At 62.5% G+C, this 21,018-nt stretch carries 19 protein-coding genes, 1 tRNA gene and 1 pseudogene; 9 read left to right on the top strand and 12 right to left on the bottom strand.

What is annotated here, in order from left to right:
• The first annotated feature begins 70 nt into the window (after nucleotides 1-70).
• Together ku and SE92_RS16975 are read left to right on the top strand one after the other, a co-directional pair.
• Nucleotides 71-1,009, top strand: coding sequence for a non-homologous end joining protein Ku (gene ku, locus SE92_RS16980; RefSeq protein WP_063196789.1), 939 nt, complete (start codon nucleotides 71-73; stop codon nucleotides 1,007-1,009).
• 2 nt (nucleotides 1,010-1,011) lie between these two features.
• Nucleotides 1,012-1,350, top strand: coding sequence for a hypothetical protein (locus SE92_RS16975; protein ID WP_084251835.1), 339 nt, complete (start codon nucleotides 1,012-1,014; stop codon nucleotides 1,348-1,350).
• Between the two features lie 46 nt (nucleotides 1,351-1,396).
• Here the strand turns inward: SE92_RS16975 and SE92_RS16970 are convergent, their stop codons facing one another.
• The 5 genes from SE92_RS16970 to SE92_RS35885 all read right to left on the bottom strand — a co-directional run bounded on the left by SE92_RS16970 (nucleotide 1,397) and on the right by SE92_RS35885 (nucleotide 7,256).
• Nucleotides 1,397-1,666 (bottom strand): hypothetical protein, encoded by a 270-nt coding sequence (locus SE92_RS16970; RefSeq protein WP_063196787.1) that lies wholly within the window; start codon nucleotides 1,664-1,666, stop codon nucleotides 1,397-1,399.
• A gap of 187 nt (nucleotides 1,667-1,853) precedes the next feature.
• Nucleotides 1,854-4,013: an exonuclease domain-containing protein gene (locus SE92_RS16965; RefSeq protein ID WP_063196786.1), complete on the bottom strand. Its 2,160-nt coding sequence runs from the start codon at nucleotides 4,011-4,013 to the stop codon at nucleotides 1,854-1,856.
• 169 nt (nucleotides 4,014-4,182) lie between these two features.
• On the bottom strand, nucleotides 4,183-4,353 hold the full coding sequence (locus SE92_RS35890; RefSeq protein ID WP_157095518.1) for a hypothetical protein: 171 nt from the start codon (nucleotides 4,351-4,353) through the stop codon (nucleotides 4,183-4,185).
• Between the two features lie 278 nt (nucleotides 4,354-4,631).
• Nucleotides 4,632-6,731 (bottom strand): P-loop ATPase, Sll1717 family, encoded by a 2,100-nt coding sequence (locus tag SE92_RS16960; RefSeq protein WP_157095517.1) that lies wholly within the window; start codon nucleotides 6,729-6,731, stop codon nucleotides 4,632-4,634.
• A gap of 387 nt (nucleotides 6,732-7,118) precedes the next feature.
• Nucleotides 7,119-7,256 carry a hypothetical protein gene (locus tag SE92_RS35885; RefSeq protein ID WP_157095516.1) on the bottom strand — a complete coding sequence of 46 codons (138 nt, stop codon included), beginning with the start codon at nucleotides 7,254-7,256 and terminating at the stop codon, nucleotides 7,119-7,121.
• 265 nt (nucleotides 7,257-7,521) lie between these two features.
• On the opposite strand from SE92_RS35885, the gene SE92_RS16955 reads away from it, so the two are divergent.
• Nucleotides 7,522-8,484 (top strand): DUF4238 domain-containing protein, encoded by a 963-nt coding sequence (locus SE92_RS16955; RefSeq protein ID WP_063196784.1) that lies wholly within the window; start codon nucleotides 7,522-7,524, stop codon nucleotides 8,482-8,484.
• Between the two features lie 40 nt (nucleotides 8,485-8,524).
• On the opposite strand, the gene SE92_RS16950 is transcribed toward SE92_RS16955, so the two are convergent.
• Nucleotides 8,525-8,600: transfer RNA gene (locus SE92_RS16950), tRNA-Ile, on the bottom strand.
• Between the two features lie 338 nt (nucleotides 8,601-8,938).
• Nucleotides 8,939-9,913, bottom strand: a complete 975-nt coding sequence (locus SE92_RS16945; protein WP_063203589.1) for a Bug family tripartite tricarboxylate transporter substrate binding protein — start codon at nucleotides 9,911-9,913, stop codon at nucleotides 8,939-8,941.
• 102 nt (nucleotides 9,914-10,015) lie between these two features.
• Here SE92_RS16945 and SE92_RS16940 point away from each other — a divergent pair, with 102 nt between their 5' ends.
• Complete coding sequence (locus SE92_RS16940; protein WP_063203588.1) at nucleotides 10,016-10,978, top strand: TAXI family TRAP transporter solute-binding subunit; 963 nt, start codon at nucleotides 10,016-10,018, stop codon at nucleotides 10,976-10,978.
• 157 nt (nucleotides 10,979-11,135) lie between these two features.
• Here the strand turns inward: SE92_RS16940 and SE92_RS16935 are convergent, their stop codons facing one another.
• Nucleotides 11,136-12,350 carry an ABC transporter substrate-binding protein gene (locus tag SE92_RS16935; protein WP_063196783.1) on the bottom strand — a complete coding sequence of 405 codons (1,215 nt, stop codon included), beginning with the start codon at nucleotides 12,348-12,350 and terminating at the stop codon, nucleotides 11,136-11,138.
• Between the two features lie 102 nt (nucleotides 12,351-12,452).
• Nucleotides 12,453-13,346 (bottom strand): substrate-binding domain-containing protein, encoded by an 894-nt coding sequence (locus tag SE92_RS16930; protein WP_063196782.1) that lies wholly within the window; start codon nucleotides 13,344-13,346, stop codon nucleotides 12,453-12,455.
• Nucleotides 13,347-13,617: 271 nt separating this feature from the next.
• Between SE92_RS16930 and SE92_RS16925 the strand changes: the two genes are divergently transcribed.
• The 4 genes from SE92_RS16925 (at nucleotide 13,618) to SE92_RS16910 (ending at nucleotide 17,943) form a co-directional block, all read left to right on the top strand.
• Nucleotides 13,618-14,445 (top strand): ABC transporter substrate-binding protein, encoded by an 828-nt coding sequence (locus SE92_RS16925; RefSeq protein ID WP_063203587.1) that lies wholly within the window; start codon nucleotides 13,618-13,620, stop codon nucleotides 14,443-14,445.
• Between the two features lie 55 nt (nucleotides 14,446-14,500).
• Nucleotides 14,501-15,607 carry a molybdopterin-binding protein gene (locus SE92_RS16920; RefSeq protein ID WP_063196781.1) on the top strand — a complete coding sequence of 369 codons (1,107 nt, stop codon included), beginning with the start codon at nucleotides 14,501-14,503 and terminating at the stop codon, nucleotides 15,605-15,607.
• Between the two features lie 13 nt (nucleotides 15,608-15,620).
• Nucleotides 15,621-17,570 carry a molybdopterin biosynthesis protein gene (locus tag SE92_RS16915; RefSeq protein WP_063203586.1) on the top strand — a complete coding sequence of 650 codons (1,950 nt, stop codon included), beginning with the start codon at nucleotides 15,621-15,623 and terminating at the stop codon, nucleotides 17,568-17,570.
• A gap of 73 nt (nucleotides 17,571-17,643) precedes the next feature.
• On the top strand, nucleotides 17,644-17,943 hold the full coding sequence (locus SE92_RS16910) for a DUF4175 domain-containing protein (RefSeq protein ID WP_245324622.1): 300 nt from the start codon (nucleotides 17,644-17,646) through the stop codon (nucleotides 17,941-17,943).
• Here the strand turns inward: SE92_RS16910 and SE92_RS35035 are convergent.
• Nucleotides 17,940-18,107 (bottom strand): annotated as a pseudogene (locus tag SE92_RS35035) (molybdenum cofactor guanylyltransferase MobA); the annotation flags it as partial. The gene SE92_RS16910 and the pseudogene SE92_RS35035 overlap by 4 nt on opposite strands.
• A gap of 160 nt (nucleotides 18,108-18,267) precedes the next feature.
• Between SE92_RS35035 and SE92_RS16905 the strand changes: the two are divergent.
• A complete protein-coding gene (locus tag SE92_RS16905; RefSeq protein WP_084251834.1) occupies nucleotides 18,268-19,410 on the top strand; it encodes a toll/interleukin-1 receptor domain-containing protein in 1,143 nt (380 codons plus the stop codon).
• A 53-nt stretch (nucleotides 19,411-19,463) separates the two neighbouring features.
• Here the strand turns inward: SE92_RS16905 and mobA are convergent, their stop codons facing one another.
• Together mobA and SE92_RS16895 are read right to left on the bottom strand one after the other, a co-directional pair.
• Nucleotides 19,464-20,120 (bottom strand): molybdenum cofactor guanylyltransferase MobA, encoded by a 657-nt coding sequence (gene mobA / locus SE92_RS16900; RefSeq protein ID WP_157095514.1) that lies wholly within the window; start codon nucleotides 20,118-20,120, stop codon nucleotides 19,464-19,466.
• Nucleotides 20,101-20,991, bottom strand: a complete 891-nt coding sequence (locus SE92_RS16895) for a formate dehydrogenase accessory sulfurtransferase FdhD (protein WP_063196779.1) — start codon at nucleotides 20,989-20,991, stop codon at nucleotides 20,101-20,103. Before SE92_RS16895 ends, mobA begins: the two co-directional genes overlap by 20 nt.
• Nucleotides 20,992-21,018: the final 27 nt, after the last annotated feature.

Genomic DNA, 21,018 nt, shown 5'->3' with positions numbered 1-21,018 from the left:
ATGCCATGTCGGAACCCGGGCCGGCCGTTCGTCTTGAATCCAAGCCGCCTCGAACCGGAGTTCTGCGTACATGGCCCCCCGCGCCAATTGGAAAGGCTTCCTGAGACTGTCGCTCGTCACCTGTCCCGTGGCGCTCTTTCCGGCCACCTCCGAGAGCGAGAAGATCTCGTTCAACCAGCTCAACAGGCAGACCGGCCACCGCGTCAAATATCTGAAGGTGGACGCCGAGACCGGCGACGAGGTGCCGAACGAGGACATCGTCAAGGGCTATGAGCTGGAGAAGGGGCAGTACATCGAGGTTTCCAAGGACGAGCTCGAGGAGATCGCGCTGGAATCCACGCGCACCATCGAGATCGACGAGTTCGTCGACAGATCGGACATCGACCCGCGCTATTTGATCCGGCCCTACTACATCCGCCCCGACGGCAAGGTCGGCCACGACGCTTTCGCGGTGATCCGCGAGACCATCCGCGAGATGGACAAGGTCGCGATCGGGCGCGTGGTGCTGACCAACCGCGAGCACATCATCGCGCTGGAGCCGATGGACAAGGGCCTCGTCGGCACGCTTCTGCGCTATCCCTACGAGGTGCGCGGCGAGAATGAATATTTCGACGATATCCAGGACGTGAAGGTCACCAAGGACATGCTCGATCTCGCCAGGCACATCGTGAACCAGAAAGCCGGGCGCTTCGAGCCTGACAAGTTCGAGGACCATTACGAGACGGCGCTGATCGACCTGATCAACGAAAAGCGCGCCGGCAAGGTGATCCAGCCCAAGGAGCGGCCGAAAGGCGAGAACGTCGTCGACCTCATGGAGGCGCTGCGCCGGAGCGTCGGCAAGGCAGCCGGGAAGGAGGCCGCGCCTGCGAAGGCCGACAAGCCGGCGAAGAAGCCGAAGAAGGCGGCGGCCGGACAGAAGGAGATGCTGATGCCGATCGCGGGCAAGAAGCAACCGAAGGAAGCGGCGGCGAAGAAGCCGGCGACGGGAGCGCGGCGGAAGTCGGCTTGAGCGTGAAACATCCGGTCACCCCGGACGGCCGATATTTCGTCGTCCGCGGACGGCTGTGGCGGATGGCGAATCCGCATCTGAGCGAGCGGGACAAGTCCGAGCTGGTCAAGCGCCTGATGACGGCGCGGCGCGCGGTCCGCGATGCCAAGGCGGCGGACGATGCCGAGGCGGAAGCGGCGGCCCATCGCGCCGTCGACGACGCGAAGCGCGCCCTCGGCGAGCGCGGCCCGGTGTGGTGGCCGGACGGCGCTCCCGACCTCAACCGGCACATGGCGAAAAACACGCCCTACGCCGCATGGTACGCCGAGGTGCAGCGGCGGAGAGAGACCGCCGAGGACTAGCCATCGAACGGAAGCCGGCGGCTCGGATATCCCGATCGGTGCCGCGTCAGCAATCTCCGTCCGGGCATTCCGGACAAATGTCTCCGATGGAATCGAGGACGTCGCGGATCTCCGCGATCGCCTCATCGGGAGAAACACCGGCTGGCGGTTCTTGGCGGGCGAGATCGATGGCGCGTGCGCGGGCGTGAGGGTCGGCGCGGTCCTTGGCCCAGCCATGCTCCTCGCATTCGTGGATGGCGCCAGCCTCCTGCAGCACGCCGAGCGCCCATCCGCGCAGCGTGCGGATCGCCGGCCGTCTTTCCCTGGTCATTAGCATCGAGATCGCTCCTCGCCGGGACGAATCCGCGCCGCCCCTGCTCGTTCCCGGCGCTTAGCACGGGGCAGGGATTCCGAAACGGCAGGGCCGGGCTTGTCCACGCGTTCCGCACTTCGGCCGGCAGTTCGCGCTGTCCTCAGGCATAGGAAATCGCCTTCCTTCGGGGATCAAACGCCGGCTGGCTCCGCTAGGCGGCCTCGACATCCGCGGTCAAATCGTCATCACGCTTGTGGTTGATGAGGTTCAGCAGATGCGCGGAGGCCCGCGCGTCGCACAGCGCGCGATGATGATTGGGCAGCGCAATTCCATAGATATCGCACAGCTTTCCCAAACCGTAGGATTCGTGTCCTGGATAGCGGCGGCGCATCCCGGCGCACGTACAAAGCTTCGGAAACCGGAAGCGACGCTCCAGCCGCTGGTACTCGTAGGCGATGAAACCATAATCGAAGTTGACGTTATGGGCGACGAAGATGCCGTCGGCCATAAAATCGAGGAAGCTCTCGCTCACTTCGGCAAACACCGGGGCGTTCCGCACCATCTCGTTCGTGATCCCTGTCAGCTGGGTGATCTTCCAGGGGATGGGACGTTGTGGATTGATCAGGCTATGCCACTCGTCGACCACCTGATGATTGCGGACCTTGACCGCGCCGATTTCGGTGATGCGGTCACCGTTCGAGAACGCGCCGGTCGTCTCGATATCCACGACGACATAGTCCTGGTCCGGATCGAAGCCATAGTCGACACGGCCGATCTCGGCCGTGATGCCGGCGGCGCCGAGCTGGTGAAGCCGGGTCAATTGATTGCGTCTGATAACGTCGCCTGCAGCCTTGATCTCCATGAACGAGACGCGTCCGTCGCGGACGACCATCAGGTCGGGAAAGCCGTCGCGCATGCCGCGGAAATCCTCGCACATGGCGCGAACGATCCGCGCGAGGCCTGAGGGATGCACGCCCTGCAGCAACGCGCGCAAGGCCTCGATCTGAAAATGGTCCCAGGCGAAGATGCCATTGGGCCGTCCCCACCGGGCCGCAACGGTCCGCAGGATCATGGGCAGCGCCGTCCCGGCTTCGATCGCGCCGATTTTTTCCGCGATCGAGGCCGCAAACAGCCGGCTGAAGCTGCGATCCCTCAGGCAATGCGGCACCCAATCGAAGCCGCTCGGCAGTTGCGCGCTCTCGAACAGCTCATCCCAGAACAGCAGGCCGAACAGGGTGTGCCACAGCATATTCTCCGTATGAAAGACGGTCGCGCCGTCGCGCCGCAGCACGCCCGCCACGCCCGCTTCAGGATTGCCGCGATGCGTGTCGTCCACCGTGATCGTCCGCCCGGATCGCAGGAGCTCGGTGTAGAGGCCCGTCCGTCGCCCGCCGAACTTTCGTGCGTAGAAATCGGTCGCGAACAGATGCTCGCCATCGCTCGACGGCTGGTCGATCATTCGTTGCAGCAAGGCCTCGGCTCCGGGGCGGTCGCCTTCGTTGTAGAGCAGACGCACCAGGCGTTCATTGCAGTCTGCCGAAGCGCCGGCGCGATAGAGCTGGCGGGCGAAATCGTGATCGCCGGCCTTTTCGAAGAACAATCCCGCCTGGTGCGCCGCCCGGCTGCGCAGCTCCTCGGCGTATTCGGTGCCGCAGGCGGGGCCAGCGAGGATGTCGACGGCAGCCTGTCTGCAAACGGCGTCCGATTTGACGTCGAGGCGGTCGAGGACCTGGCTGTAGTGGAATGAAGCCAGGGCTTCATCTCCGTCGGAGAACCGCGCGCTGAAGGCCGTCTCCTGGTTGGTGCGCAGAACGCCCAAATCGCGCAACGCAAAACTCTTCAGGTCAACCTGGGTCTTGCCGAAATAGAGATAGAGGAGGAACTCGATCGGCCTCGTGCCGTCGAGCGCGATGAACTTGTGCGCGCCGCAGTGCTGCGCGGCGACGGCGAAGGGGATCTGCTCGAGATAATAGTCGACGAATTTCGGCTTCGACCAGGATTTCCGGACGTCGCCCCGTCCGGCCGCCTGTGCACCCGTGACCAAAATCTCCCTGGGAAGGCAGGCCACGAACGCGGCGTAGTCGCCTTCGCCGAGCGCGCGGGCGTGACCGGCCGCCATCAGTTCCGCCGCCGCGCGTCCGACGTCGGCAATCTCGGGATAGCTGAACAGGGATCGGTTGAAGATCGCGCCGCGCCGATTGACCATGCGGATCAGCAGGCACCGCGCGTCCCGCGACATGCCCTCGAAGCGCGCAATAAAGGCGCGATGTTCCCCGGAGAGGACCGAGCCATAGGTCTTCTGAACGAATGCCAGCATCTCGACGAAATGATCGAGATAGTAATAAGCGGGCAGAATCGGTGGCTTGGCCAAGTGGACCTTGTCGGCGGAGGGGATTCGGTTGTTCTATTTTTGTTCTGAGAACAGGTGGGAAGTCAAGAGCCGTTGGCTTCCGATGGCGTCTGAGCCAAGGTAGCTCGCTTCAAGCGCATGCCCGACAAGTTCCACCGTTCAAACCTGCAACTAGACAGCATAGCGCACGCTATCCCTTCGCTTCCGGCGGCGCGAGCTTGGCGACATTCGCTTCCAGCTTCTTGGTGCAGCGGATTAAAGCCGCGAGCAACTCGTCGTCGATTTCGGTTCGGCCTTCGTACTCCGCCAGATTGCGCTCGTTGTGGGCCCTGATGAAAATCTGGATGTCCGCCTTGCACATGCGGCCGCCAGCCTTGGCTGTCCTGCCGCGACAACGCTCCGCCCATAGCGGTCTGCAGCGCAGTGCGCAATCGCGCGAGTTCAGGGCAGGTGATCTGGATGGCGGACACCGAAGCCCAGTAGGCGAACACCATCGCATTGCATCGGCATCGAAGCTGCAGGCAGGGGGGTGCGGTGACAGTTCATTTAATTCTCGCCTTCCGTCACGGTTAAAAGCGATGAGCGGCAAATTTAGTGCACTGTCACCGTAATCCTAATGAAAGCCTTCCCTGAGCGGCATTAGGTAGACGTTTCCCAGCATCGCGTGAATAGCCGCGGAATACGAAACCGAGGTGCCAGCGCGTCGCCGTCCTTAACGAGGATCCGCGAGAGGAAACCGAGCCGTTCCAGCCGTTCGATCTGCACGACGACAGAGCCCTCTTTCTCATCGAAGAGAGACCCCAGTTTCGCGGGCTCGAACTCCGTAATCTTCCCGGCGCGGCAATTTCGTACAAAGCCCGTTGCGGCGCGAAAATCGCTGATAACCTCTTCGTAGCTAAGCTCGGAAACTCTTGTCATAGCTTCAGCTAGCTCGCTTTCGCTAAACAAGGGCAGGGGCCGCCGCAGAAGTTCCCCTCTTGCGGCTCGGTCCCTCACAGAAATCAGAAAGAGGATGATTTGCCGAGGCGCGACATGGTCCTTTCCGTTCTTTAGGCCATCGAACATCCATTCTTCGAACCCGCGCCCTTCAATCTCGGCTGGGAATACAAGCCTTAATTGCATGGCTGCAAGTGTGTCTGCAGACAGCGAGGGGGCATTGAGCGCTTCTGCCGCTCTGCCGAGGCCGTCGTTTGAAAATAGTCTTTGGAGTAGTAGCTTGCGAAGTTCAATGTTGTTCCAACCTAGCCGAACTGACCGCGATACAAATTTGTTCTTTTCCTGAATATCGTAAAGTTCGAAAAGATCGGTCCTCAGAAGAATGACCAAACGAATGGATGCGGTTAGCGAGAGAAGCGATTCTGCCAAGAACAGCCCTTGAACAAGCGCTTCTTGCTTCTCTCTGTCATACTTGAAAGCCTCATCGACCTGATCAAAAAGAATAATGTGACGGCGTTTAGTCGAATTCAAAAAGCGGTCGGTGCGGTTGATGAAGTCATCCACCTTCATGTCGCTACCCAGCCAGTTTTGCCAGCCTTTGCTGAGGTTGGGCTCGACGGTCACCGGACCGATCTTGAATGTGACTTTGTCGGGAAGGAATGACCGCGCAACCGCCCACCATTTCGATAGCTGTCCTTCGTTCTTTATCGAAGTACTCCAGCCAATGCGGCGCAGAAGATTGCGCGCATCGCGTTGAAAGGCACTTGCAGTTTCATCGGCTGCATCGACGCCGACATCGATGTCGCGCGCGCCAAGCGCGGCCACGTAAAGTAACCACACCGCCTTGAATGCATCGGCGGTGGAGGTTGTCGAGGCGTTGACAGTCGTCATTTGCTGCACAAAAGATGCTGGGCTCTGCTCCGCGGAGACCACGACCTCTACATCCTTCTCGGTTCGGCTCTGTTCACGTAGCGTCCGGAAGATCGCGCTCTTGCCAGCTCCCCTGTCTCCGAGAACGATCGTTTTGATACCACTCTCGATTAAATTTAGCTCGCGGGGCGGCATAAAGCTGCTCTGTAGCAGAGCGTCGCGTTCGGCCGCCTCGTCACCAAATCGAAGGGCACCAACGTCGATGCTTTCTCTCGTTAATTTCTCAAGATGGAACTCTGAGATGAGCCGATGAGCGAAGGTCCATTGCGTTGGGCTTGCAGTAACAAAAGAAGAGTCCAATAGAGCCCGGCTAGCCGCACTCACGCGGCTCACTGAGAGCCCCGAGAGCCTCCCGAGATCGGAGGGCGAGACCGGTTGAAAAAATGCCAGGATTGTGAGCAACAGGCGAGCATCGGTGCCAGTTTGATCCGACCCAAATCGGAGTTGATAACTCCTATTGATGCTATCTAAGATCGTGCTAGTTGAGGCCGCGAGAGGGACTTCACCGGGAATCTCGACATCGCCGCGCTCACGAATGAGACCCGCAATGAGCTTTAATGCTAGGGGATTACCATTCGCCTGAGCGCTGAGCCTCTCGACCGTCGCGGAATGGGCCTCGTCGGGGAGAATGCGGCGCAGGAAATCGACCCCCTCGGCCTCTGTGAGCGGAAGAAGCTGAAAGAGGTCGAAATGACCTCGGGTCTCTAGGCGCGACGCCGCGGGAGAATATCGCGATGTAACGACGAGGCTGGCGGAGATTAGGCGTTCCGCGAGCTCTTCGATAGCAAGCGAGATCTCAGCTCCGCCGGGCGTTTCGTCCATGCCGTCTAGCAAGATATAGGCGCGCTTGAGGGTACTGGCTTCGAGCGCCATCTGTATTATCTGCTCAAGAGTACTGGATGCTCGTGCCAGGCGAGATGAGGTTATAATCTCTGCATCAAACTGCGCCCGGAGTTGCTCGTACGCCGCGACCGGCGCGGACGTCCCCATCTGTACGTCTGGTCTCAGAAGCCCTCGTGCTATCGAGGTAATGAGCTGATCAGACGTATCGATCTCGCGGAGTCCGATCATGATCACAAGGTGATTGTCACCTCGAAGAACCTCCGTCAAATACTTCAGGGCCGATGTTTTTCCCGCCCCGGGCGGTCCGACAAGGAACGCATGCCGCCGACCTGGCAGCGCCAAGAATTCACGAAGACTGAGCACCGCGGACGTAACGATGTACGTGGGGTCGCCGATCATAGCTGAAGCTCGTTTTGTTTAACGGACGCCGCTGAGTAGGCCGATGAAATTATTGTCCACTAGCTGGACGGCTGTCCTTTTCGCCTTGCGTCGTTCATTTTCCAGCATTTCAGCGAGTCTCTTGTGGCGTGTACCCGCCTCTTCAGCATCAACCATTTGCAACCTCCCGCACCGTTCCCTACTACAACCGTATAGTGAGAGATTGTAGAATGCCATTTATAGTGGCCAGCAGCAATGCGCGTGGCCAGCATAGTTGCCCGGAGTTACGGGTGAGTGCACCCAACTACACCGAAGGCGCGGGCAGCCATTGCTTTGCGAGGTGACGCGGTGCGGTGGACGGGGAACGAAGATGCGGGCGACCTGCCTGTGTGATGCGTGCCCAGGGGGAATAGATCATTGAGAGTTAACCAGTAGAGTCGCCATGCCCCTCGATCATTACGTCTCGCAGGTTCACCTTCGGCAGTTCTATTCTCCGGCGCTTGACGGAAAGCAGATGTATGGCTTTCGCAAGCGCGACGGCCACATTTTCCCATGTAGCTCGAAAGATGTTTGCCGTGTGCAGGACGGCAGCACGAACGAATATCTACAGAAAGACCGGGTTATCGAAGAGTTTTTGAAAACAATAGAGCCGAACTACAACACTGCAATCGCTGAATTGCGAACGGGTAGGGCGAGCCTTGACGCGGTTTATGTGGTCGCAGGTTTCGCGGCCTATGTAACGAGCTGTTCGCCGGCCGCGATGCGTGTGCATGCCGGACCTTTGAGGAGTACGGTTGAAGCCACCGGCAAAATCCTCGACGCTTCGGGAGAAATTCCGAAGACGCCGGAAGTGCTCGGAGGCAAGGGCTATACCGAGTTGATCGAGAGTGGAATCATCAAAACAACAATCGACGAGAAGTATCCGCAAGCTCTTGGTATCGACGGGATTGTTGACCGCGTGAATATCTGGGGGAATTCCGCGTGGGATATACTGATAAACGAGCACGCCGGTAATAGTCCGTTCTTCACCACCGATTTTGCGAGCGGCATAGAACTCTCGGACGATCCGAGGATTATCAACCGGCTGGTGCCACTTGGTCCCGATCTCGCAATACGTATTCGTCCCGACCTTGATGCGCGCGACTTGAACAAAGACACGACGTTCAAAGCGTTTCGTTGTCGTTTGCTCACGCCTTCCCGGAGCGAGGTCCGCGTCATTAACCGAACCATAGTACGGTGCGGCGAGGAGTTCGTCTTCTTTCGTGACAATCACGGTTGGGTTGAAGACTTTCTCAACAAGAACAGGTCTTTTCGCGTTGAGCCGGTAACCAGGGAGATCAAGACGCCGACTGGATACGCGCTTGTGTCGACGATCCGAGTTAAGTCAACGAAAGGTAGTGGTTAGTTTATGAATTCTTTTCTTCACACTCCGAAGCAGCGAAGGCTGGTGGGCCCGGCAGGACTCGAACCTGCAACCAGACCGTTATGAGCGGCCGGCTCTAACCATTGAGCTACAGGCCCCGCCGCGAGCGGCTCGCGGGAACGCGCGGCCGGCAACGGTGCGCGGTTCGTTTACAGGGATGGGGGCGGGGGTGCAATGCTGGCTCTGGCGGGCGGGAACGACGGAGCAGCATCGCCGGTGAGTTTCAAATAACCGAAATCTGCGATGATGCCTGTATACCTCTGATTTGCCCGACGGAGCAAACCACCGCGCCGGGCTCATTTTTCAGGGGGGGGCGGCTAACTCGTTGAAATCATTGGCCTCGTCTACTGTGCATGGGGTTGTTTTGCGACTCTTTGATTGGAGGGGCCCTCCCGAGCCCCTCTCAGATCTTTCCTGTGAGCCGCCGAGCCCTTCGCTAATCCACCGAGACCCCGGCGAACTCCACCACCTTGCGCCACTTCTCGGTCTCGCTGGCGACCAGCTTGCCGAACTCGGCCGGCGTCATCGGCTTGGGGATGCCGCCGACTTCGGTGAGGCGCGCGACCACCTTCGGGTCCTTCAGCACTTCGCCGACGGCCTTGTTGAGGGTCTCGATCACCTCGCCCGGCGTGCCCTTCGGCGCGGAGATGCCGTAGAAGCCGACCGATTCGAAGCCCGGCACGGTCTCGGCGATCGCGGGCACGTCGGGCACGCTGGGCCAGCGCTGCGGCGAGGTCACGCCCAGCGCGCGGACGTTGCCGCCCTTGGCCTGCTCAAGCGCGGAAGGAAGATTGTCGAAGATCAGCTGCACCTTGTTGGAGATGATGTCGGGGAAGGCGATCGCGGAACCACGATAGGGCACGTGGATCATGTCGCACTTGGTCATCGCCTTGAACAGCTCGGCCGACATGTGCACCGAGGTGCCGTTGCCGGACGAGGCATAGGAGATCTTGCCGGGATTGGCCTTGCAATAGTCGATGAACTCCTGGACCGTCTTGGGTGGAAACGCGTTGGAGACCACTAGCATGTTGGTGAGCTGCATGATGCTGGCGACGGGGGTGGTGTCGCGGATGAAGTCGAACGGCAGCTTCTTGTAGAGCGAGGTCGAGATCGCGTTGTTGGGGGCGACGAACAGCAGCGTGTAGCCGTCGGGCGGCGAATTGATCGCGGCGGCGGCTGCGATGTTGCCACCGGAGCCGGCCTTGTTCTCGACGACGAATTGCTGGCCGAGCCGGTCCGACAACGCTTGCGCCATGATCCGCGCCACGATGTCGACCGGGCCGCCGGCGGCGAAGCCGATCATCCAGTGCACGGGGCGGTCGGGATAGGCGGCGGAGGCCGGTGGCGTGGCGCTGAAAAGACCTAAGAGAACTGCGAGCCCGAAAAGCCCGCACCGCAAAATTCGCAACATGACGCCTCCCATTGTTCTATTGTCGTTGGAGGCATGCTTTCACAAAATCGGGCGGCTGCCTACATCGCCGCAAGTCGGTGTTGACGCAGTGGTGCAATGACCATGAGATTCGCAATCATCCTTCTCGCCGCTGCGCTGCTCGCCGGCCCCGCGGCTGCTCAAACCGGAGGCAACGCCATTCCGACCACGACGATCAGTCTGGGCACCGCGACGCCCGGCGGCGGCTTTCCGCTCTATGGCAACGCCTTCGCGGAGGTGATGAACGCGGCCGATCCGCAACTCTCCATCGCGCCGCGCAACACCAAGGGCAGCAACGAGAACATCCCGCTGCTCGAGAAGGGCGAGCTCGATCTCGCGCTGGTCGCGGGCGAGCCGGCCTATGAGGCCTTCGCCGGCATCGGCCGCGCGCCGGTGCGTTTGAAGATACTGACGGCGATCTATTCCAACCCCGGCATGTTCGTGGTGCGCGCGGATAGTCCCTACAGGACGATCCGCGATCTCGTCGGCCAGCCGGTCGCGTTCGGCGCAAAAGGCTCGGGGCTGCCGATCCTGGCGCGCTACGTGCTCGATGGTCTCGGGTTGAAGCAGGACGAGGACTTCAAGGCCGTCTATCTCGACCGCGCCGGCGATGGCCCCGCGATGGTCGAGGACGGCCGCGTCGCCGCGCTCTGGGGCGCCGGCATCGGCTGGCCCGGCTTCGCCGCGGTCGCCTCGAGCGCGTCGGGCGCGCGCTTCATCGCCCCGAGCGCAGACGAGATGACGCGCATCCGCGCCAAGCATGCGTTCCTCAAGCCGCTGCTGGTTCCGGCGGGCAGCTATCCCAAGCAGGACGCGCCGATCGCTTCGCTCGGCTCCTGGAGCTTTGTGCTCACGCGCGAGGATCTGCCTGACGATATCGCCTATCGCCTGGCGAAGACGCTGCACGGCAGTGAGGCGAGTTTCTGCAAGAAGCTCGCCCAGGCCTGCGAGACCACAGCATCGAACACGGTAGCGGCCGCGCCGAGGCCGGAGCTGATCCATCCCGGCGTGATGAAGTATTTTCGCGAGATCGGGGTGGTGAAGTGACGCCGCAGCCTCGTGCCCCGGATGCTGCGCAGCGCGCCGCACTTGCGGCGTGATGCGCTGCTGATCCGGGGCCCAGCGTGCCGATGCGGAGTTGTGGGTCCCGGCTCTGCGCAGCGGCACTTCGCGCCGCAGCGCGTCCGGGACACGGAGATCGAGTCTACTTCTTCACCAGCGGACACGCCTGGTCCGGCGGACCGAACGCCTTGTCGCCGGAGATCGTGGTGAGGATCTTGTAATAGTCCCACGGATATTTGCTTTCCTCCGGCGTCTTCACCTGCACCAGCCAGAGGTCGTGCACCATCAGATTGTCCTCGCGCAATTTGCCGTTGCGGGCGAAGAAATCCTCGATCGGCTTCTCGCGCATCTTCGCCGCCACCTTGAGCGGATCGTCGGTGCCGGCTTCCTTGATGGCGTTGAGATAGTGCATCACGCTGGAATAGACGCCGGCCTGCCACATCGACGGCATCTTGTTCATCTTGGCGAAATAGCGCTTCGACCATTCGCGGGTCTTGTCGTCCATGTCCCAATAGAACGAGGTGGTCAGCAGCAGGCCTTGCGCCGCCTGCAGGCCGAGGCCGTGGATGTCGGTGATTAGCGCCAGCAGCGCCGCCATCTGCTGGCCGCCCTTGAACACGCCGAACTCCGAGCCGGTCTTGATCTCGTTCATGTTGTTGGGCGGGCCGGCCGCGATGCCGATGATCTTGGCCTTGGAGGCCTGGGCCTGCAGCACGAAGGAGGAGAGATCCGGCGTTGCCAGCGGCGGCCGCACCGAGCCCAGCACCTTGCCGCCATTGGCGGTGACGACCGCGGAGGCGTCGCGCTCCAGCGAATGGCCGAAGGCATAATCGTCGGTGATGAAGAACCAGCTGTCGCCGCCGCGCTTGACCACCGCGTCCGCGGTGCCGACCGCGAGCGCGCGGGTGTCGAACACCCACTGGATCGCATAGGGCGAGCAGAACTTGCCGTGGAAATCGGCGGTGCCGGTGGAGTGGGTGATGAACAGCCGCTTCTTCTCGTTGGCGATGTTCTGCACCGCGAGCCCGACCGCCGAGACCGGAACGTCGACGATCAGGTCGACCTGCTCGACGTCGTACCAGCGCCGCGCGAGCGAGGCGCCGATGTCGGCCTTGAGCTGATGGTCGCCGACCACGATGCTGATCGGCTTGCCGAGCACGGTGCCGCCGAAATCGTCGATCGCCATCTGCGCTGCCGTCACCGAGCCCTGGCCGGTCGGCGCGGAGGCCGGGCCGTTCATGTCGGTCAGCACGCCGATCTTGACGACGTCGTCGGATACCTGCGCCGAGGCAGCACCCGACATCAGCGTCGCCGCCAGCGCGGCCACGACCGGTAGTCCAAATCTGGTTGGATTCACGCTTGTCCTCCCCTGATCCGGCGCGTTGGCCGGTGTTGCTTTGCCGGGTAGGCCCCGGCTGAATTGGTTTCTTTTGCAACTATTTTGGGGCGGGCGTCAATGTCAGGCTGCGAAGCGGATCTGTCCTGCGGGCGAGGGATCGTAGCCAGTCAGCTCCTCGGCGCGCTGCCGCAGCCGCCGTTCGTTCAGGAAGCGGAGCAGCGCCTGCATGGCGGGGCGGAAATAGCTGCGCTGCCGCATCGCGAGGTCAAAATTCTCCCAGACCAGCGGCACGAAATCGAGGCCGGCCGAGCGCGCGGTGGCGCGGGTCGCGATGCCGCAATCGGCCTGGCCGGCGCGGACCAGCTCCGCAAGGTCCGGGCCGGTCAGGCATGGCGGCTCGGCCCGGCGCAAATCCCGTGTCGAGGCGCCCGCGCGTTTCAACAGCACGTCGAGCAGCATCTGCGCGCCCGTGCCCTGGTGCCGCAGCGCCATCCTGGCGCCGAGTGCGAGCACGTCGGTGAGGCCGTGCAGCTGCTTGGGATTGCCTTGCGGCAGCACGAGACCCTGCTCGCGGCGCACGAACGCCACCAGCACCGTATCATGCAGGTCGGGAGCCGCGCGCAGCGCTTCGATGCTGGCATCGCCGGCGAGATCGCCGGACGCATCCAGGCCGTGGAAGTGCACCGCCGCCGCCATCACCTCGTTGCGCTGCAGGCGTTCGAGCCCGCGCATGCTGCCCTCGCTCATCAATCCCAGGCCGGATCCGGACTCGCGCAGGCTCCAATCCAGGAGTTCGTCCTGGCTGCCGCCCACCACCGGCGGCGGCTCGGCGATCAGCATGCCGGCCGGACGTGCGAGGCCCGACAGCACCCAGAGATCGAGTTCGTGCCGCGGGAATAGCCACTTCCCGGTCACCTTGGTGCAGGGGATCGCGCCGGTGGTGACGAGTTCGTAAAGTTTGCGCTCGCCGAGCCGAAGGTAATCGGCGGCTTCGCTGGTCGTCAGGAATTCCATCCTGCATTCCTATGCAAATTCTTGCTTCTTTTTGACGTCTGACGCAGGTGGAATCTGCATTTCAATTGTCGTGTGAGCGGGGACCATGCCCGATCATCTCGCTGCTTTGCAACACATCCGCACACGCGATTTCTGCTTTGGTGAACGGTCTCAAAGGGCGCGAGGCTTGCCGAAATGTCCCGATTTGCAGAACGCATCGGCGCAAGTGCGTCACGAGTGCGGCGCAATCGATCATCATCATGACGCCGTCATAGCCAATGGGAACCTGATCATGGGCCGCCTCTTCGCTGCATTCGCGCTGTTCTGCGGCCTCACCGCGGGCGTTGCGGCGTCATCCGCGGAGGACCGCAGCATCGTCCTCGCCACGACGACCGCGACACAGGAGTCCGGCCTGCTCGACTATCTGCTGCCGATCTTCCGCGACAAGACCGGCATCGAGGTGACCGTGATCGCGCGGCGGGCCGACGAGGTGCTGAACGGACCGCGACGGGGCGAGGCCGATGTCGTGCTGATGCATGCGCGGCCGCAGGAGGAGAAATTCGTCGCCGACGGATTTGGCGTGAAGCGCTTCAACGTGATGTACAACGACTATGTGCTGATCGGGCCCAAGAGCGATCCCGCGGCCGTGAAGGGCAAGGACATCGCGACGGCGCTGAAGGCGATCGAAGCCAAGGGCGCGCCGTTCGTGACGCGCGGCGACCGGTCGGGCACCCACGCCGCGGAGCTCGCGCTCTGGATCGTCGCCGGCATCGACATCGGCGCCGCCAAGGGCGCCTGGTACCGCGAGGCCGCGCAGGGCATGACCTCGGCCCTCGACGCCGCGCGCGCCGCGAATGCCTATGTGCTGTCGGATCGCGGCAGCTGGATCTCGTTCAGGGATCGCGGCGATCTCGACATCGTCGTCGAGGGTGACCGGAGGCTGCTCAATCAGTACGGCGTGATGCTGGTGAACCCCGAGAAGTTTCCGAGCGTGAAGAAGGATCTCGCGCAGACCTTCATCGACTGGCTGACCTCGCCGGAGGGGCAGACGGCGATCGCCGGCTACAAGGTCGACGGGCAGCAACTGTTCTTTCCGAATTCGGACCGGTCGGGCGGCTAACGGCCCGCATCGCCGGCGGTTGCCAAAGCGGGCGATGCATGGTCCACCATGGCGCATGACCCAGCGCCTGCCGCCCTCGCTGACGCCGCTCGAGATCGCGCTCGCCGCATTGCTGGACGGGCTCGCGCCGCTTGCCCCGGTGGAGCTGCCACTGAGCGACGCGGCCGGCTGCATCGCGACGGGCACGCCGCTGCTTGCGGCCCATCCGCCGCACGACATTGCCGCCGCGGACGGCTGGGCCGTCTGCGCCAATGATCTCGTCGGCGCGTCGTCTTACTCGCCGCTGCCGTTGACGAAAGTGCCGCAATGGGTCGAGTTCGGCGAAGCGATGCCGGCAGGATGCGATTGCGTACTCGATGCTGACGCCGTGGAGGTGTCCGGGCCGCTGGTACAGGTGCTGGCGGAAGGCGTGCCGGGGCACGGCGTCAGGCGCGCCGGCAGCGACATCGCGGAACGCACGCGTGCCGGCGCCGAGGGTTATCCGGTCGGTGCGGCTGATCTGCTGCTCGCGCGCGTTGCCGGTTTGGACAAGCTCGCCGTGCGGCGGCCCCGGCTGCGCATCGTCAACGTGCCGGACGCAACGGCCACGATGCACATGATCGCCGGTCTCGCGCGCGCAGCGGGACTGGATGTGGAAATGCGCGAAGCCGATGCGCGCGATGAAGCATCGATTGCCGATGCGCTTGACGCCTCCTCTTGCGATGTCCTGCTGACGGTCGGCGGCAGCGGCGTCGGCCGCCGGGATGCCACTGTGGCAGCCTTGGTCCGGCGCGGCGAGGTGACGGCCCATGGCGTTGCGCTCCAGCCTGGACGCACTGTCGCGGTCGGACGGCTCGGACAGGTTCCCGTGGTCGCCTTGCCAGGCTCGCCCGATGCTGCGCTTGCGGCCTGGCTCGCGATGGTGCTGCCGCTCGTCGATCGCCTGTCGGCGCGGCACGCCCGCCGGCAGGTGACCTTGCCGCTATCACGCAAGATCGCCTCCAGCGTCGGCATCGCCGAGGTCGTGCTGCTGGCTGAGGAACACAAGACATGGAGGCCGCTTGCCGTGGGCGAATGGCCGCTTCAGGCGATTGTCCGTGCGGATGCATGGTCGCTGATTCCCGGCAATCACGAGGGATTTGCGGCGGGTGAGCCGGTCGATGCTTATCTGATGCGGGAATGATATGGGTTCCGGCATGACGATGATCCCAAGACCGCCAGACCGCAGCGCGCTCGAACAGGAGCAATTCCTCAAGATCCTGTCGCGGGAGGAGGCGCTGGCGCGTTTCGAGGCGGCGTTGTTCCCGCGCGCGCTTCCGCGTGAGGCGCGCAAGCTCGCTGCCGCGCTCGGTGCAGCGCTCGCCGAAGACATTACGGCGCCGATCGACGTGCCGCCGTTCGACCGCTCCAATGTCGACGGCTTTGCCGTGCGCGCCGCCGACCTTGCTTCCGCGGGGGAGGGCACTGCCGTGGGTCTCGCGTTGAATGGTGAAATCATCCATTGCGGCACCGCGCCGAGGCTTCAAGTAGCGACTGGAACCGCAACGCCGATTGCCACCGGCGGCCCGCTGCCGCGCGGTGCCGATGCCGTCGTCATGGTCGAGCACACCCAGCCGGCAGGGTCGGATGCGATCGAGGTCCGTCGCGCGGTCTCGCCGGGTCAATTCGTGTCGTATGCCGGCTCCGACATTGCGCGCGGCGAGGCGCTGCTGCGCGCCGGCACCATCATCGGCTCGCGCGAGATCGGCATGCTGGCGGCCTGCGGCGTCGCCGAGGTGACGGTGGCGCGCAAGCCGCGTGTCGCCGTGATCTCCACCGGCGACGAATTGGTTCAGCCGGGCCAGCCGCTCGCGCCTGCCGGGATCTACGACACCAATGGTGCGATCGTCACGGCCGCGATCGACGAGAACGGCGGCGAGGCGATCTTCCTTGGCGCCATTCCCGACGATGAAGCCAAGCTCGAGGCGGCCATGCGCCGCGCGCTGGCGGACGCCGACATGCTGGTGCTGTCAGGCGGCACCTCGAAAGGCGCGGGCGATTTGTCCCACCGCATCATCGGCCGTCTCGGCCAGCCCGGCATCATCGCGCATGGCGTTGCGCTCAAGCCGGGCAAGCCGCTGTGCCTTGCGGTGTGCGATGGCAAGCCGGTGGTGATCCTTCCGGGCTTTCCGACCTCGGCGATGTTCACCTTCCACGACATGATCGTGCCGGTGCTGCGCAAACTGGCCGGCCTGCCGCCGCGCTCCGATGCCAAGGTCAGCGCGACCGTGCCGGTGCGTATTTCATCCGAGCTCGGCCGTACCGAATTCGTCATGGTCTCGCTGGTCGATGGCCGCGACGGTCTGATCGCCTATCCCTCCGGCAAGGGATCCGGTGCGATCACGTCCTTCGCGCAGACCGACGGCTTCCTGCGCATCGATGCGCTGGCCGACCAGATGCCGGCCGGGACTGAAGCCGAGGTGACGCTGTTCACACCGCATGTGCGCGTGCCCGATCTCGTCATCGTCGGCAGCCATTGCACCGGCCTCGATCTCGTCACGGCTAAGCTTGCGCATGCCGGGCTCACCGTGCGATCGATCGCCGTCGGCAGCCTCGGCGGACTTGCAGCCGCAAAGCGCGGTGAATGCGATCTCGCGCCGATCCATCTGTTCGACGACAAGAGCGAGACTTACAACACACCCTATCTCGTCGAGGGACTCGAGCTCGTACCCGGCTGGCGGCGGATGCAGGGCATCGTCTTCCGCAAGGGCGACGGGCGTTTCGAGGGCCTTGGTGCGAAAGAGGCCGTCGCTGCTGCGCTCACCGATCCCGCATGCATCATGGTCAATCGCAATCAGGGTGCCGGCACTCGCATCTTGATCGATCGCCTGCTCGGCGGCGCGCGCCCGGAAGGCTATTGGAACCAGCCGCGCTCGCACAACGCGGTCGCCGCCGCCGTCGCGCAGCAACGCGCGGACTGGGGCATGACCATTGCGCCGGTCGCTCATACCGTCGGCCTCGGCTTCATTCCGCTCGCGGAAGAGCATTATGATTTTGCGGTGGTGAGGGCGCGCAAGGACCGGGCGGCGGTGCAGGCGTTTCTCGATGCGCTTGGCTCGGACGAGGCGCGTGCGGCACTGGAGCGGGCGGGATTTCGCCCCGCCTAGACGGCCTCTGCGCGTCCCGGTTCGTGATGAACCCGGATAAACGTCGCCGCGACCAAGTGGCATGAGCGAGGTCATGAGCGCGTCGATACCCCTGAACTTCCGCAAGATCGGCGCCCTCGTGGCGGCGGTCGGCACGCTGTTCTGGCTCTATACTTTCTACGCGATCGCCCACGTGCCGCCCGGCGATGGCACCGGCTTTCAATGGCTCGCAACGTTCCCGCTGGGCGCGATCTTCGGGCTTTTCTTTCTGCCGGCCTGGCTGCTGGTCGCGCTCAACCGGCTGCCGCGCCTGACCACGGTCATCGGCCTTTGCGGGCTGATTGCCTTTGCAGTCGTCTGGGCACAGCTTCTCAACGAATTCCCGAAGCGTTAAGCCGCGTCGTCCAGCGCCGCCAGCCGTTCGGCCTCGGCGATATCCTCGACCGTATTGGCGTTGAAGAACGGATCGAGCGGCTCGGTCGGCCAATTCACCGTCGCGAGCGGGTAGCGCGCGGTCCAGCGGTCGATCTTGCGGAGGTCCTCGACGACCAGCGCGTGACTTTACGCCGACGTCTAGCCCAGCAAAGCGCAATACAAAATGTCGACGGAGGCGCACTTTTTTAAAGGCATCAGTGATGTGCTTTAGGCTAGATTGCGAGCAAGATCATTCTATCGTAAAAGGGGAGTTCGGCGCTCAATTCACTCTGGGGATGTCCGTATGTCTAATGTGTTCATTTCACACTCTTCCAACGACAAGCCATTTGTAAAGCGCCTCGCATCCGCATTGGCCTCTGAAGGATTTCCAGTCTGGCTCGACTCCTGGAAACTGGAGTTGGGCGATTCCCTGACGGACAGGATCTATGATGGCATAGACAGCAGCAGCATGGTTCTTCTCGTTGTTTCCCGGCATGCCATCGACTCCGGCTGGGTAAATCGGGAATTGAACGCAGCGCTGTCGAGAGAGGAGCAAGTTGGACGGAAATTCCTCGTCCCGATAAAGATTGATGATTGTCAGGCGCCTTTGAAAGTAGCTGATCGATTGTACGCGGACTTCTCGACTTCTTTCTCGTCTCCTTTGGGTAGAGTGGTCCGAATTCTAGAATCCAATGGATGCCGAGAATTGGCCGTTCCGCTGGAAAGAGAGCAGCTATGTTTAAGCTTTACCCGTGAGGTCAATCTCGACTGTGTCTCGCTTCGGAAAGCGATCGATCACATTGGGGGAAGGCAAGGACATCTGAAGCTGGATCCTGCGCAGATCGTTATGAACGAGGATAAAGACGCCGAATTGCTCTTAGAGCGGCTCCATTCTAGGATAGACAATATTTCGGAAGATCGGTATTACTCGCCGGAGCTTGAAAGCGCACTTCGCGGAGCATTGAGCGACATCACGCGGAACGATAGATTTCTAGCCGAAGGCATATGTCTATTCCTTGCAAATCATCCCGATGTCGACGCCATCTATTGGTTTGCGCGAATACTCCGTGCGCGGAACGCCTACACTCTGTGGCAAATGCAGAGCCCGGATTCCGAAGTTCTCGAATACGGGAGAACTTGGCGATCGGGCGGTCTTACATCGAACGTGGACGCTGCAGTGTTTTTTGAGGTTGAATACGTTAGGCCGGTTGATTTTTGGAAAAAGGAAAATGCCAGCCGGAGTCCCTATTATCACGTTTGGCTGGATCGCAAGGAAACTGAGGCGCTTGAAGGATATCACGGTGTACCAGGTGATTTTGGCGATATCGGTCCTGCGGCGATCGACAAATTTATCTACCCGCAGATGGTATTGCAGCATCTTGCAGACAAGCGCGGAAGGGGACCCGTGATCTGGAATCTCAGCCAAGCGCTGATTGGAATTTCGTGAGCCCGGGTCTGGGGGGCGGTTATTCTATTTCATTTGGGACCTATTCGGCAGAATCAGTCGCCCGAAGTTCGGTCAACATCATCCAGCGCCGCCAGCCGTTCGGCTTCGGCGATATCCTCGATCGTATTGGCGTTGAAGAACGGATCGAGCGGCTCGGCGGGCCATGTCACGGTGGCCAGCGGATAGCGCGCCGTCCAGCGGTCGATCTTGCGAAGGTCCTCGACGACGAGCGCGTGGCGCAACTCGTCGCGCAAGGCGACGCGCCACAGGCCGATCACCGGATGGGTCTGCTCGCCTGAGGCGGCGACCGCAAGCTGCGCATTCTCGCGACTTCGCGCCTCGTGCAGGCGCGTGACGAGATCGCGCGGCAGGAACGGGCAGTCGCCGGCGGCGCTGAGCACCCATTCGACGTTCGGACGTTTTGCCGCGGTCCAGTCGAGCGCGGCAAGGATGCCGGCGAGCGGGCCGGGAAAGCCCGGGACGTCGTCCGGGACGACCTCGAGGCCGAAGGAAGCGAAACGCGCGGGATCGCCGTTGGCGTTGAGGATCAGTCCGCTGCATTGAGGTTTCAGGCGCGCGATCACGCGTTCCAAAATGGTGCGGCCGCCGATGGTGCGCATCGGCTTGTCGCCGCCGCCCATGCGGCGGGCGAGACCGCCGGCGAGCAGCACACCTTGCGTGGCCGGAAATTCAGTCGTCACCACGTTCACCCTTGCGCTTGTGCTTCGCCGACTCTTCCTCGACGTAAGCGAGGTCCTGGTCGTAGACGATACGCTCCTCGCCCGCGAGTGCGATGAAGCGTTTTCCCCGCGTGCGGCCGACCAGCGTCAAGCCCACTTGCCGCGCAAGATCGACGCCCCAGGCGGTGAAGCCGGAGCGCGACACCAGAATAGGAATGCCCATCCGGACCGTCTTGATCACCATCTCGGAGGTGAGGCGCCCCGTGGTGTAGAGGATCTTGTCGCCGGGATCGACGCCGTGGCGGTACATCCAGCCCGCGATCTTGTCGACGGCGTTGTGGCGGCCGACATCCTCGGTGTAGCAGAGCGGAGCGCCTTCCTTGCACAACACGCAGCCGTGGATCGCGCCAGCCTCGAGATAGAGCGAGGGCATGGTGTTGATGGTTTGCGTCATCTGGTACAGCCAGGAGGTGCGCAGCTCCGCCTTCGGCAGTGCGACGCTCTCGACCGCCTCCAGCAGATCGCCGAAGGCGGTGCCCTGCGCGCAGCCCGAGGTCTGCGTGCGCTTCTTCAGCTTGGCTTCGAAATTGGTGTGGTGTTCAGTGCGCACGACGACAACCTGGAGGTCGTCGTCGTATTCGACCTCGGTGACGGCGTCATTATATTTCAGCATGTTCTGGTTCAAGAGATAGCCGAGCGCCAGATATTCCGGATAGTCGCCGATCGTCATCATGGTGACGATCTCCTGAGCATTCAGGTAGAGCGTCAGCGGCCGTTCCATCGGCACCTTGATCTCGACCCTGGCGCCGGTCTGGTCGGTCCCGGTCACGCTTTGGGTCAGGCGCGGGTCGTCCGGGTTGGGGACGATCAGGGGCACCGGGGCTTTGTCGATCTTCATCATGGCGGCGAGGTTAGCATGACATTCGGG

Source organism: Bradyrhizobium sp. AT1 (assembly GCF_001590795.1).
Taxonomy (GTDB): domain Bacteria; phylum Pseudomonadota; class Alphaproteobacteria; order Rhizobiales; family Xanthobacteraceae; genus Bradyrhizobium.
The sequence above is the reverse complement of the archived record's forward strand: the minus strand, read 5'-3'. Positions and strand labels throughout refer to the sequence as shown.

What these genes read in the sequence shown, in the direction of transcription:
- ku (WP_063196789.1), top strand. Translation starts at nt 71, where the DNA reads ATGGCCCCCCGCGCCAATTGGAAAGGCTTCCTGAGACTGTCGCTCGTC.
- SE92_RS16970 (WP_063196787.1), bottom strand. Translation starts at nt 1,666, where the DNA reads ATGCTAATGACCAGGGAAAGACGGCCGGCGATCCGCACGCTGCGCGGA.
- SE92_RS35890 (WP_157095518.1), bottom strand. Translation starts at nt 4,353, where the DNA reads ATGTGCAAGGCGGACATCCAGATTTTCATCAGGGCCCACAACGAGCGC.
- SE92_RS16960 (WP_157095517.1), bottom strand. Translation starts at nt 6,731, where the DNA reads ATGGCGCTCGAAGCCAGTACCCTCAAGCGCGCCTATATCTTGCTAGAC.
- SE92_RS35885 (WP_157095516.1), bottom strand. Translation starts at nt 7,256, where the DNA reads ATGGTTGATGCTGAAGAGGCGGGTACACGCCACAAGAGACTCGCTGAA.
- SE92_RS16955 (WP_063196784.1), top strand. Translation starts at nt 7,522, where the DNA reads ATGCCCCTCGATCATTACGTCTCGCAGGTTCACCTTCGGCAGTTCTAT.
- SE92_RS16945 (WP_063203589.1), bottom strand. Translation starts at nt 9,913, where the DNA reads ATGTTGCGAATTTTGCGGTGCGGGCTTTTCGGGCTCGCAGTTCTCTTA.
- SE92_RS16940 (WP_063203588.1), top strand. Translation starts at nt 10,016, where the DNA reads ATGAGATTCGCAATCATCCTTCTCGCCGCTGCGCTGCTCGCCGGCCCC.
- SE92_RS16930 (WP_063196782.1), bottom strand. Translation starts at nt 13,346, where the DNA reads ATGGAATTCCTGACGACCAGCGAAGCCGCCGATTACCTTCGGCTCGGC.
- SE92_RS16925 (WP_063203587.1), top strand. Translation starts at nt 13,618, where the DNA reads ATGGGCCGCCTCTTCGCTGCATTCGCGCTGTTCTGCGGCCTCACCGCG.
- SE92_RS16920 (WP_063196781.1), top strand. Translation starts at nt 14,501, where the DNA reads ATGACCCAGCGCCTGCCGCCCTCGCTGACGCCGCTCGAGATCGCGCTC.
- SE92_RS16915 (WP_063203586.1), top strand. Translation starts at nt 15,621, where the DNA reads ATGACGATGATCCCAAGACCGCCAGACCGCAGCGCGCTCGAACAGGAG.
- SE92_RS16910 (WP_245324622.1), top strand. Translation starts at nt 17,644, where the DNA reads ATGAGCGCGTCGATACCCCTGAACTTCCGCAAGATCGGCGCCCTCGTG.
- SE92_RS16905 (WP_084251834.1), top strand. Translation starts at nt 18,268, where the DNA reads ATGTCTAATGTGTTCATTTCACACTCTTCCAACGACAAGCCATTTGTA.
- SE92_RS16895 (WP_063196779.1), bottom strand. Translation starts at nt 20,991, where the DNA reads ATGATGAAGATCGACAAAGCCCCGGTGCCCCTGATCGTCCCCAACCCG.